Source organism: Streptomyces sp. NPDC028991, assembly GCF_055564775.1.
Window position 1 is genome coordinate 1 of the sequence record NZ_JBVHVP010000008.1, and the last position, 11,785, is coordinate 11,785.

The 11,785-nt window shown below is 73.6% G+C and carries 12 protein-coding genes; 7 read left to right on the forward strand and 5 right to left on the reverse strand.

Annotated features, from left to right (window positions below; translation table 11 throughout):
- Both ACZ4V1_RS18040 and ACZ4V1_RS18045 read left to right on the forward strand, forming a co-directional pair.
- A partial coding sequence (locus ACZ4V1_RS18040) for a lactate utilisation protein LutB domain-containing protein (RefSeq protein WP_468336499.1) occupies positions 1-702 on the forward strand: 702 nt, incomplete at its 5' end.
- Positions 699-1,343, forward strand: a complete 645-nt coding sequence (locus ACZ4V1_RS18045; RefSeq protein ID WP_468336501.1) for a LutC/YkgG family protein — start codon at positions 699-701, stop codon at positions 1,341-1,343. The genes ACZ4V1_RS18040 and ACZ4V1_RS18045, both read left to right, overlap by 4 nt.
- A gap of 21 nt (positions 1,344-1,364) precedes the next feature.
- Here ACZ4V1_RS18045 and ACZ4V1_RS18050 read toward each other — a convergent pair whose 3' ends face one another.
- On the reverse strand, positions 1,365-2,012 hold the full coding sequence (locus ACZ4V1_RS18050; RefSeq protein WP_468336504.1) for a hypothetical protein: 648 nt from the start codon (positions 2,010-2,012) through the stop codon (positions 1,365-1,367).
- Positions 2,013-2,157: 145 nt separating this feature from the next.
- Between ACZ4V1_RS18050 and ACZ4V1_RS18055 the strand changes: the two genes are divergently transcribed.
- Positions 2,158-2,943: an ABC transporter ATP-binding protein gene (locus ACZ4V1_RS18055; protein WP_468336507.1), complete on the forward strand. Its 786-nt coding sequence runs from the start codon at positions 2,158-2,160 to the stop codon at positions 2,941-2,943.
- A gap of 3 nt (positions 2,944-2,946) precedes the next feature.
- Positions 2,947-4,257 (forward strand): FtsX-like permease family protein, encoded by a 1,311-nt coding sequence (locus tag ACZ4V1_RS18060; protein ID WP_468336510.1) that lies wholly within the window; start codon positions 2,947-2,949, stop codon positions 4,255-4,257.
- Between the two features lie 75 nt (positions 4,258-4,332).
- Here ACZ4V1_RS18060 and ACZ4V1_RS18065 read toward each other — a convergent pair whose 3' ends face one another.
- From ACZ4V1_RS18065 to ACZ4V1_RS18075, 3 genes are all read right to left on the reverse strand, one after another.
- A complete protein-coding gene (locus ACZ4V1_RS18065; RefSeq protein ID WP_468336513.1) occupies positions 4,333-4,692 on the reverse strand; it encodes a cupin domain-containing protein in 360 nt (119 codons plus the stop codon).
- Between the two features lie 79 nt (positions 4,693-4,771).
- The gene (locus ACZ4V1_RS18070) at positions 4,772-5,749 is read right to left on the reverse strand and encodes a pyridoxal-phosphate dependent enzyme (protein ID WP_468336516.1); all 978 of its coding nucleotides are present in this window, start codon (positions 5,747-5,749) and stop codon (positions 4,772-4,774) included.
- Positions 5,746-6,441, reverse strand: a complete 696-nt coding sequence (locus ACZ4V1_RS18075) for a helix-turn-helix transcriptional regulator (protein WP_468336520.1) — start codon at positions 6,439-6,441, stop codon at positions 5,746-5,748. Before ACZ4V1_RS18075 ends, ACZ4V1_RS18070 begins: the two co-directional genes overlap by 4 nt.
- Positions 6,442-6,927: 486 nt before the next feature.
- Between ACZ4V1_RS18075 and ACZ4V1_RS18080 the strand changes: the two genes are divergently transcribed.
- Complete coding sequence (locus tag ACZ4V1_RS18080; RefSeq protein ID WP_468336523.1) at positions 6,928-7,728, forward strand: class I SAM-dependent methyltransferase; 801 nt, start codon at positions 6,928-6,930, stop codon at positions 7,726-7,728.
- A 42-nt stretch (positions 7,729-7,770) separates the two neighbouring features.
- Here the strand turns inward: ACZ4V1_RS18080 and ACZ4V1_RS18085 are convergent, their stop codons facing one another.
- Positions 7,771-8,076 (reverse strand): hypothetical protein, encoded by a 306-nt coding sequence (locus tag ACZ4V1_RS18085; protein WP_468336526.1) that lies wholly within the window; start codon positions 8,074-8,076, stop codon positions 7,771-7,773.
- A 353-nt stretch (positions 8,077-8,429) separates the two neighbouring features.
- Here ACZ4V1_RS18085 and ACZ4V1_RS18090 point away from each other — a divergent pair, with 353 nt between their 5' ends.
- Positions 8,430-10,091 carry an alkaline phosphatase D family protein gene (locus ACZ4V1_RS18090; RefSeq protein WP_468336529.1) on the forward strand — a complete coding sequence of 554 codons (1,662 nt, stop codon included), beginning with the start codon at positions 8,430-8,432 and terminating at the stop codon, positions 10,089-10,091.
- A gap of 193 nt (positions 10,092-10,284) precedes the next feature.
- Positions 10,285-11,661, forward strand: a complete 1,377-nt coding sequence (locus ACZ4V1_RS18095) for an alpha-lytic protease prodomain-containing protein (RefSeq protein WP_468336533.1) — start codon at positions 10,285-10,287, stop codon at positions 11,659-11,661.
- Positions 11,662-11,785: the final 124 nt, after the last annotated feature.

Sequence of the window (11,785 nt, forward strand, 5' to 3'; positions counted from 1 at the left end):
GAGGTCTTCCTCCAGCTCCTGCCCCGCTCCTCCACCGCCGAGCGGATGAACCCCTACACCACGATGTGGACGGGCACCACCGACGGCGACGGCCCGCGCGCCTTCCACCTGGTCCTGCTGGACAACGGCCGCACCGACACCCTCGCCGACGAGGTCGGCCGCCAGGCGCTGCGCTGCATCCGCTGCTCGGCGTGCCTGAACGTCTGCCCGGTCTACGAACGGGCCGGCGGACACGCCTACGGCTCGGTGTACCCGGGCCCCATCGGCGCCATCCTCAGCCCCCAGCTGCGGGGCACGGACAGCGAGATCGACGCCTCCCTCCCGTACGCGTCCACACTGTGCGGCGCCTGCTACGAGGTCTGCCCGGTCGCCATCGACATCCCCGAGGTACTCGTCCACCTGCGGGAACGGGTGGTGCAGGGCGGGCCGGCCGTCCGGCACGGCAACAAGGTCGTCCTGAAACCGGCGAAGGGGCACGCCGCCGAGCGGGCGGCGATGCGCGCGGCACAGTGGGCGTTCACACACCCGGGCGCCCTGCGGACCGGCCAGCGCCTCGCCTCCCGCACCCGCCGCCTCCATCCGCGCACCCTTCCGGGGCCGGGCCGCGCGTGGAGCGGCAGCCGGGACCTTCCGGAAGTGCCCGCGGAGCCGTTCCGGGACTGGTGGCAGCGCACCCACGGCGGGAAGGACGGGGGCGAATGAGCAGCAGGGAACGCGTCCTGGGCCGGGTGCGGCGCGCCCTCGCGGACGTGCCGGACGGCGACCCGCCGTACGAGCGGGCCGTCCCCCGGGACTATCTGCGCGAGCACGGTCGGCGGACCGTCGCCCGGACGGTGGAACTGCTCGCCGAGAACCTGGCGGACTACCGGGCGATCGTGCACCGGTGCACGGACGGGGGGTTGCCCGACCTGCTGGCGCGTCTTGTGGCCGAACGCGGTTCGGGGAGCGTGGTGGTCCCGCCGGGGCTGCCGCTGGGCTGGCTGGCGGCCGTCGACGCGACCCGCGTCCACGACCGCGCGGCGAACACCCCGCACGAGCTCGACCGGGTCGACAGCGTGGTCACGGGCTGCGCCGTCGCCGTCGCCGAGACCGGCACCATCGTCCTGGACGGCTCCCCCGACCAGGGCCGACGCCGCATCACCCTCGTCCCCGACCACCACATCTGCGTCGTACGGGTGCCCGACCAGGTGGTCTCCTCCGTCCCCCAGGCCCTCGGACGCCTGGACCCGGCGCGCCCGCTGACCTGGATCTCCGGTCCGTCGGCGACCAGTGACATCGAGCTGGACCGGGTCGAGGGGGTGCACGGTCCGCGCACGCTGGAGGTGGTGCTGGTGGAGGGATGAGCGAGAGGTCCGTCCACGAGGTCAGCCGGTCCTCAGGACGACCGCGGGCAGCGTCCCCGTGACGATCCGCTCCCGGGGCAGCGACAGTCCGAAGAGGCGCTCCAGTACCTCCAACGAGGTCCGGTGCGCGGTGCGCCGCTCCAGGTCGTGGCCGGGCAGCCCCGCGGCCGTCAGCTCCCCCTCGACGCGGGGGGCCACCTCCGGATCCCCGATGACGCCCTGGGGGCTCCACGAGCCGTCCAGATGCAGGTTGAAGGCGCACATGACACGCCCGTCGTGGCCGTACGCGAAGTACGGCGGTACCGGTTTGGCGTTCTGCTCGTCGTACTCCAGCTCGAAGACGTGGGCGCCGCCGCGTGAGAGCGGGGGCTCGGCGTCGAACTCGCCCGGCCGGCCCCCGCACTTGACGGCGAACGACCACTCGCCGCACTCTCCGTGCCGCAGAGCGAGACCTTCGTGGGGGGCCTCACCGTAGAACCCCTCCAGCACGTCATGGACCTGGGTGTGGGTGAGTTCCCCGATGCCGTGGGCCGTGCGCCGCGGCCCGAGCGCGGTCCGGGTGATGCGCGAGACCAGCTCCTCGGAGGCGAGTTCGCGGGACATCACCACGCTGTAGCCGTCGTAGGCGATGCTCTGTGGCCGGGCGAGCCACGCTATTCCGTCGGTCATGGCGATCATCGTGGCGCATGCCTGCCGGGGTGTCACCGAGTACACCCCCGATACGGGTTCTGCGCCCAGTGTGGCCCGGCCCCCGGCTCCGTAGCGTCGTCGGCGAGGCACACGCACAGGGCGTGCCGCACGAAAGGTGATGACGATGTTTCGCACCGGCACACGAGGCCACCACGACCAGGGACCCGCCCCCGAGGCACTCCGGCTCGTCAAGGTGACCAGGACCTACGGCACCGCCGAGAACGCCGTGACCGCGCTGGACGGGGTGACGCTGAGCCTGGGGCGCGGCACGTTCACCGCGGTGATGGGACCGTCGGGCTCGGGCAAGTCCACGCTGTTGCAGTGTGCGGCGGGTCTGGACCGGCCGGACGGCGGCATCGTGTGCGTCGACGGCACGGAGCTGACGGGGAGCGGTGAGGCGGAGCTGACGAGGTTCCGGCGCGGCCGGGTCGGGTTCGTGTTCCAGCAGTACAACCTGCTGGAGACGCTGACAGTGGCGCAGAACACGGTGCTGCCGCTCAAGCTCGCCGGCCGCCGCGTCGACCGGAAGCGGGCCCGGGAGATCCTGGCCTCCGTCGGTCTCGGGGACCGGCTCGGCCACCGTCCCGACCAGCTCTCCGGCGGTCAGCGGCAGCGGGTGGCGATCGCCCGGGCCCTGGTCACCGAGCCGCGGGTGATCTTCGCGGACGAGCCGACGGGCGCGCTGGACACGCGCAGCGCGCGCCAGGTGCTGCTGCTGCTGCGGGAGGCGGTGCGGGTGCACAGCCGGACCGTGGTGATGGTGACGCACGACCCGGTGGCCGCCTCCTACGCCGACTCGGTCGTCTTCCTCGCCGACGGCCGGCCGGCGGGGCGGATGGACGCCCCGACTCCGGACGCGGTCGCGGAGCGGCTGGCGCACCTGGGCGACGACGTGCCGGCGGGGGTGTGAGTGATGTTCGTACTGGCCCTGCGGTCGATCCGGCGACGCCCCGGACGGTTCCTCGCGACGCTGCTGTCCGCCTTCCTGGGCGCGGCGATCGTCATGATGTTCAACTCGATGCACGACACGGCCGGACAGGACGGCGTGGATCCGGTCAGCTCGGAGACGCTGGGCACGGCGGCGGGTGTCGTGGGCGGCTACGGAACCCTGCTGGTGTTCTTCGCGGTCGCCTCGACCCTGACGGTCAACGTCCGTCAGCGGACCGCCGAGTTGGAGCTGCTGCGCTGCTCGGGGGCGACTCCCGCACAGATCGGGCGGATGGTCGTGGGTGAGGCGGTGGCCGTGGCCCTGGTGGGCGCGGCGCTGGCGATCGGTCCGGCGATGCTCGGTGGACGGGCGCTGCTGGACATGTTCCGGGACGGCGGCCAGGTGGCACGGTCCGTCGACCACTCCTTCGGCCCGATCGCGCTGACGAGCGGCGTGAACATCACCTTGCTCGCGTCGGCGGGCGCCGCGTTCCTGGCGGTGCGGCGGGTGACGCGGGGCAGCCGGGAACGGGCCGGCGCCAAGCGTTTCCTGGTCTGTGCCGCGCTCGCCACCGGTGCCGCGGGTACCTGTGCCACCTTCCTCCTCCCGGCGACGGACGAGGCCCTGATGGCACCACCGGCCTATGGGGCGATCCTGCTGTCCGTCGGCTTCGCGCTGCTGTCGCCGCGGCTGCTGAGGGGCGTGCTCGACCGGCTGCCGCTGAGCGGCGCGAGCGGCTGGCTGGCCGTGCGCAATCTGCGCGAGCGGGCCGGTCACCTCGCCGGGATCCTGGTGTCGCTGATCCTGTTCACCGCGGTGTCGACGGCGACGGTCACCATGCAGGCGGTGGAGAGCGACGCGGTGAGGGCCTCCGGTCTGGTCAAGTCGGTCGACGCCAAGAACCTGGAGACGCTCAACCTCACGGTGGTCGGCGTCATCGCGGTGTTCGTCTGCGTGATGCTGGTCAACTCGCTGTACGCGGCGACGGTGTACCGCTCCCGCGAGTTCGGGCAGCAGCGGCTGGCGGGGGCGACGCCCGGGCAGGTGCTGGGCGTGGTCGGCGCCGAGGGCGTGATCCTGACGGTCACGGGGGTGTTCTTCGGCACGGTGGCCGCGCTGGCCGGGGTGGTGCCGTTCACGGTCGTGCGCTCCGACGCGGTGCTGCCGGACCAGTTCCTCGGGGTCTGGCTCGCCATGGTGTCGGTGTCGGCGGCGGTGACGCTGGGGACGAGCCTGGGGACGGCACTGCGGGTGCTGCGCACGCCGGCGGTCGGGGCGGTGGCGGCGGCCGTGTGAGCGAAGGGTACGGCGAGGGGGAGGAGGCAGCTGCCTCCTCCCCCTCCGCCGTGCCTCCCGCTCTTCGCCGTGACGCTAGTCGGTCTTGGCGTACTCCCTGGCCATACCGCCCGCGAAGTCGTGGGCCACGCACGGTTCGTCGCCCACGACCCAGGCGTCGTGCCCGGGGGAGCAGACGAAGACGTCGCCGGGGCCCACCTCGCTCTCGGCGCCGTCGTCCATGCGGATGTGCATGCGGCCCTGGACGACGTAGCCGTTGTGGTGGACCTGGCAGCTGTCGGTGCCCGCGAGCGGTGCCACGGACTCCGACCAGCGCCAGCCCGGCTCGAAGGTGGCCACGGCGAAGTCGAGGCCCTCCATGTGCACGGCCTCGATGTGTCCCCGGGGGAAATCGCGCCGCTCGTCCGGCTTGTCGAGCGTCTTGATGTCGAGCATGACGCTCCTCCTTTCCCTGCCCCCACCATCCCATCGTCCGCCTGTCAAACCGGCGGCGCCATCCGGGGCGGGCGCGTGGTCAGCGGGGTGCGCCGCAGAGTTCGGCGAAGCGGGCCGCGTCCACGTTGCCGCCGGAGAGGATCACGCCGACCCGGCGGGGCAGCGGGCCGGCGCGGCCGGTGAGGAGGGCGGCCAGCGGGGTGGCGCCGCTCGGTTCCAGAACGGTCTTCAGCCGCTCGAAGGCGAAGCGCATCGCGTCCCGGATCTCGTCGTCGGTGACCAGCACGACCCCGTCGAGCAGCCGCCGGTTGAGGGAGAAGGTCAGCTCGCCGGGGGTGTGCAGGGCCTGGCCGTCGGCGATGGTGCGCGGTACCGGGACGGTGACGCGCCGGCCCGCCTCCAGGGACCGCTTGGTGTCGTCGCCGGCCTCCGGTTCGACGCCGATCACCCGGGTGCCGGCGTGCAGGCCCTTGACCGCGGTGGCGCTCCCGGCGATCAGCCCGCCGCCGCCGACCGGGGTGATCAGGGCGTCCAGCCGCCCGGCCTCCTCGACGAGTTCGAGGGCGGCGGTGCCCTGTCCGGCGATGACGTGCGGGTGCTCGTACGGCGGGATCAGGCTCAGCCCGCGTTCGGCGGCCAGTGCCTCGGCGACGGCGACGCGGTCGCCGGTGTAGCGGTCGTAGGTGACGATCTCGGCGCCGTAACCGGCGGTGGCCGCCCGCTTGGCGGGCGGCGCGTCCTCGGGCATGACGATCACGGCGCTGGTGCCCAGCTCACGGGCGGCGAGGGCGACCGCCTGGGCGTGGTTCCCGGACGAGTAGGCGGCGATGCCCCGGGAGAGCTGCTCCGGGGTGAGGCGGGAGGCCGCGTTGTAGGCGCCGCGGAACTTGAAGGCGCCCACGCGCTGGTGGTTCTCGCACTTGAGGAAGATCTCGGCGCCGGCCAGGGCGTCCAGGGTGCGCGAGCGCAGCACCGGGGTGCGGTGCGCGACGCCCCGGAGGCGGGCGGCGGCGGAGCGGACGTCGTCGAGGGTGACCGGCGGGGTGGTGGTCGTCACGCGTGTCCTCCAGCGGAGTCGGAGCCGGCGGCCGGGGCGGCCGCGCTGCGGGCCTGGGAGAGGTAGTTGTAGGCGGAGGCCCGGGAGATGCCGAGCCGGGCGGCGACCTGCTCGACCGAGCGGCGTACGGCGAACACGCCGCGCCCGTCCAGGTCGCGGAAGAGCTCCAGGCGCTGTGCGCGCTCCAGCGCCGCCCAGCTCCTGTCCCGCAGCGGGTGGGCGTCCACGATGGCGTCGACCACGGCGTCGATGTCGTCGCCGAAGGTGGTCGCCGGTGGGTCGGCGGGGGTGCCCGCGGCTCCGGCGAGGGCGCCGAGCAGGGCATGGGCCCGGTCGACGGCGGTGACGTCGAGGTTGACGCACAGGGCGCCGAACACCGCGCCCGTGGAGTCGCGCAGCACCATCGTGGAGGACTTCAGCAGGGTGCCGTCACCCGTCCGCGTGACGTAGTTCAGCTCGTCCCGCGCCTCGTCGCCGCGGGCCAGCACACGCAGGCCGATCTCGCTCATCGCGCCGCCCACCGTCCGCCCGGTCACCGAGCCGGCGACGGACACGACCGACCGGTCGGGCTGCCGGTAGTCGTGCAGCACCACTTCGCAGACCGGGCCGAAGGTCGCCGCGATTCCGTCGACGACGGGGCGCAGCGCGGCGAGGACGGCGTCCCGTTCGGCGTCCAGAGCCGGTTCGCTCACCAGCGGCCTCCTCATTCGGCTTCGAAGGGTTCGAGGGGTTTTAGATTACACGTCCAATGTCTGGACTGACAGTCCAATACCGCCGCCGTGTTCGACCTCCGCACACAGCCGCCGCCAGGGACAGCCGCCACCGGGGCCGTGCGGCTCGTCCGGCCGGCCGGCCGGCCGGCCGCGGACGGTGTATGTGTGTCGGCCTGGAGCAGACCTGCGACCCGGTTACGCTCCTGCGGGCGCCCGGGTGGAGCACCCCACCCGTCCGGGCGCGAGCCGAAGGAGTGCATGACCCGGCACGGCCGCACCGCCCGCTGCCACGAGGCGAGCCCGCCCGGTCACCACGGGCCGTACCAGGGGGACCGACGCGGCCCTCCCCGATGGCCCCGCCCTCGGACTCACCGTCGCCGCGGTCCTGTCGCCGCGCCGCCGGGTCTGGCACCCTCTGCGGCACCCTCCTCACCGTCCCCCCCTCACACGGAGGTCGATCCACTCATGCCCGAGGACGCCAAGTCCCCGAAGAAGCTGCGCGGCAACCGCGCCGCGCTCACGCACAAGATCGGGTACGCGCTGCGCCACCCCGAGCGCGTGGGCCCCTACGTCCGCCGGGCCGGCCGGGACGCCTGGCTGCGGATCAGGCATCCGGACCACGTCGGCTACTACCGGGCCGTGATGGCCTCCGACACCCGCCGCAACCCCGAGGCCGCGGTGGGCAGCCGGACCCACGACCGGTGGCTGGCGCTCGGACAGATGCAGTTCGAGTACCTGGTCGAGCACGGGCTGCGCCCCGAGCACCGCATGCTCGACATCGGCTGCGGCAACCTGCGCGGCGGCTGGCGCTTCATCGACCACCTGGACACCGGGCACTACTACGGCATCGACATCTCGCCGGACATCCTGATCGCCGCGAAGAAGACCCTGACCGAGCGCGGGCTCCAGGCGAAGCTGCCCCACCTGACCATCACCGGGGACCTCAGACTGGAGTTCCTGCCCGACGGCCACTTCGACGTCGTCCACGCGCACAGCGTCTTCTCGCACTCGCCGCTGAGCGTCATCGACGAGTGCCTGGCGCACGTCGGCCGCGTCCTGACCGACACCGGGTTCTTCGACTTCACCTTCGACCGCACGGAGGGCACCGAACACCAGGTGCTCGGCGAGGACTTCTACTACCGTACGGACACCCTGCTGACACTGGCCGCCCAGCACAGTCTGCACGCCCGGTTCATGGAGGACTGGGAGAAGCGGCCGCACGGCCAGTCCAAGATCCGCGTCAGCCGCTCGCCCCTGCCGTCGTAGGCGGCGGGCCCCCACGCCCCGGGCCGGACCCGCCGACCGGCCCTACGGCCGCGGGTTGGTGCGCCGCCAGCCGGGCCGGGCGTCCGCGCCCCGGCGACCGGCCGCGGCGGCGCAGCGGGGGCAGACCCGGCGGACGGCGTCGGCCGCGCCGCCGGACTCGGGCAGCACGTCGGTCCAGGTGACGGCCGCGAACCGGGACAGCCGCGAGCGGTGGAGGGACAGACCGCACACGGTCTGGTTCATGCCCTGCTCCCACGCGTGCACCTCGCCGGCCGGCAGCCAGCGGCCGTCCTCCCCGTCCCACCAGCGGCCGGAGGCCGCCACGTCGTAGCGCCGTGTCCTGGCCATCGGCTCGGCCCGCCGCCTTCCTCACCCGTATGCCCGCTTCCCGTCCGTCCCGGGTGCCCCGGACGATCGGCGCCCACACGCGCGCGGTCCCTCCGCTCGTCCTCCGTACCTCCTCCTGTGTGATCACTCCGCAAGTCCTGCCGATTTCGGATGTTTTGTCTGCTTAGCATGCGGGGTCCGCGCATCGCGGGTCGGCGCCACCGCGCGACGGGGCCCGGGCACGGACGGCGCACACCGGCTCGCCCCGACGCGAGTACCCCGTGCCGGCGTGCGTGGGGCGACCGCCCAGGGGCCCACCCGGTTCCCCGTGCCGCTCGCCCACGGACCGCCCGCCCCGTACGAGAGGACACCAGATGGCGCCCACGGGCCGTCACAGCCGACTGGCCGAGCACGCCTACTCCCCGCACGACGCCGTCATGGGCGCAGCCGCCCGGCACCTGGGCCGCCGGCGTTTCCTCACCGTCACCGCGGCCGCCGCCGCGCTCGCCTTCTCCACCAACCTGCCGGCCCGCGGCGCCGTCGCCGCACCCCTGCGGACCGCCCGGATCAGCAGTGATCCGTTCACCCTCGGCGTCGCCTCCGGCGACCCCCTGCCGGACTCGGTACTGCTGTGGACCCGGCTGGCGCCGGAGCCGTTCCTGGAGGACGGCGGGATGGGCACGGAGCGGGTCACGGTCGAATGGGAGGTGGCGCTCGACGAGTACTTCGCGGCCGTCCTGTTCCGGGGCACCGCCGACGCCCACGCCGAGTACAACCACAGCGTGCACGTCGACGTGAAGGGCCTGACACCCGGCACGGTGTACTACTACCGCTTCCGGGCCGGTGCCTGGCTCAGCCCCGCGGGCCGCACCCGGACCGCTCCGGCGGCGGGCGGTACCGCGTCGACGCTGAAACTGGCGGCCGTCGCCTGCCAGGCATACCAGGACGGCTACTACACGGTGCACCGGCACCTCGCCGAGGACGACGTCGACGTGGTCTTCCACCTCGGCGACTACCTGTACGAGTACGCGGTGAACTCGGAGGGCGGGGAGCGCCGCTACACCGACGTCGTACTGCCGGACGTGTTCAACCGCGAGACGATGACCCTCGCGGACTACCGGCTGCGCTACTCGCTCTACAAGAGCGACGAGGACCTCCGGGCGGCCCACGCCGCGCACCCCTTCGTGGTCACCTGGGACGACCACGAGACCGAGAACAACTACGCCGGCAGCATCCCCGAGAACGGCATCCCGCCGGAGGAGTTCCTGCTGCGGCGGGCGGCCGCCTACCGCGCGTTCTGGGAGAACCAGCCGCTGCGCGCCGCACAGCTGCCGCAGGGGCCGGACGCGCAGCTGTACCGCCGGCTGCACTGGGGCACGCTCGCCCAGTTCGACATCCTCGACACCCGGCAGTACCGCTCCGACCAGGCCTACGACGACCGTCCGCACCCCCCGGGGCCCGAGTCGGACGATCCGGCACGCACCATCACCGGTGCCGCGCAGGAGCAGTGGCTGCTCGACGGCTGGCAGAGCTCGGCCGCGCTGTGGAACGTGATGCCCCAGCAGGTCTGCTTCTCGCAGCGCAAGTTCGACGTGACCGCCGACGCCGCGCTCTCGATGGACGCCTGGGACGGTTACCGCGCCTCGCGCGCCCGGGTCGTCGCCGGGGCCAAGGCCGCCGGGGTCGAGAACTGGCTGATCCTCACCGGCGACGTGCACGTGGGCTACGCCCTCGACGTCAAGGAGGACTTCGACGACCCGGCGTCCGCCACCGTCGGCACGGAGGTCACCTGCACCTCGGTGGCCAGCGGCCGGGACGGCGTGGCGCAGCCCGCCAACTGGGACCTGTACATGCGGGCCAACCCGCACATGAAGTTCTACGACGGCCGGCGCGGCTACGTCCGGGCCGAACTCGACCGCCAGGCCGCCCGCCTCGACTTCCGCACGGTCTCCGCGGTCAGCACGCCAGGCGCTCCCATCGGCACGGCCGCGTCCTTCGTCACCGAGGCGGGCGCCCCGGGCCTGAATCCCGCCTGAACCCGGACCGGGGTGCGCGTCCGCGTACTGCACTTGCCACCCACCGCGTCCCCCATAGCGCGAAAGTCGCCCGCGCCCGGCATCGCCGCGGATCTTCCCGGCAAGGACTGTGACTTCGCCGCAGTCGCACCGTAACCCACGGTCGCTCACCGATCCCCGCTGTCTCGCACAGCCCTCGAAGGAGGCACATCGCATGGTCGGCAGACATGCCGCGCGCAGCCGCCGCGCCGCCCTGACCGCGCTCGGCGCCCTGGTCCTGACCGCACTTCCCTCGGCCGCGTCGGCCGCGCCGCCGCCCGCCCCGGGGCCGCTGCCCGCCACCGCCCGGACACTCGCCGCCGGCGAGCCGTCGGCGCAGGTGGTGCGCGCGATGGAGCGCGACCTGAAGCTGACGCCGCAACAGGTGTCGGCCCGGCTGGTCAACGAGGCGGAGGCGGGCACCCGGGCGGGCATGCTGCGCAACACGCTGGGCGACCGCTTCGCCGGGGCCTGGGTCAGCGGAGCGACCTCGGCCGAGCTGACCGTCGCCACCACCGACGCCGCGGACACCGCCGCCATCGAGGCCCAGGGCGCCAGGGCCGCGGTCGTCGAGAAGGGGCTGGCCGAGCTCCGCGCGGTCAAGGAGAAGCTGGACGCCGCCGCCGTCCGCACCCAGACCCCCGAGACTCCGGTCTGGTACGTCGACGTCAAGGCCAACCGGGTCGTGGTGCAGGCGACCGGGGCATCGGCGGCGGCGGCCTTCGTCAAGGCCGCCGGGGTCGAGGACCAGGGCGTGGGCGTCCGCGTCTCGCCGGACCGGCCGCGGGTGCTGGAGGACCTCGTCGGCGGCGACGCCTACTACATCGACGGCCAGGCCCGCTGCTCGATCGGGTTCTCCGTCACCAAGGACGACCAGCAGGGCTTCGCCACGGCGGGTCACTGCGGCGCCCCGGGCGCCACCACCACCGGGTTCAACGAGGCCGACCAGGGCACCTTCCAGGCTTCTACCTTCCCGGGCAAGGACATGGCGTGGGTGGGTGTCAACGCCGACTGGACCGCCACCCCCGACGTCAAGGCCCAGGACGGTGAGAAGGTGCAGATCGCCGGCTCGGTGGAGGCGCTCGTGGGCGCGTCGGTGTGCCGTTCCGGCTCCACCACCGGATGGCACTGCGGCACGGTCCGGCAGCACGACACGAGCGTCAGCTATCCGCAGGGCACCGTCGACGGGCTGACCGAGACGACGGTGTGCGCCGAGCCCGGGGACTCCGGCGGCCCGTTCGTCGCGGGCACCCAGGCACAGGGCACCACCTCCGGTGGCTCCGGTGACTGCGCGAACGGCGGGACCACCTTCTACCAGCCGATCAATCCGCTGCTCAGCGACTTCGGCCTCACTCTGAAGACCACCTCCGCCTCGGCGGGGACGCCCGCCCCGCAGGACAACGCGGCGGCGGACGCCTGGGCGGCGGGCCGGGTCTACGAGGTGGGGGCCACGGTGTCCCACGCGGGCCTGCGGTACCGGTGCCTGCAGAACCACCAGGCGCAGGGTGTCTGGTCGCCGGAGAGCACGCCGGCCCTGTGGCAGCGTGTCTGACGGACGGTGAGCCGCCGCATGGCGGCGTCGGGGGGGGGGGGGGGGGGGGGGGGGGGGGGGGGGGGGGGGGTGGTTCTTGTGGGAGGGGGGGGGGGGGGGGGGGGGGGGGGGGGGGGGGGAAGGA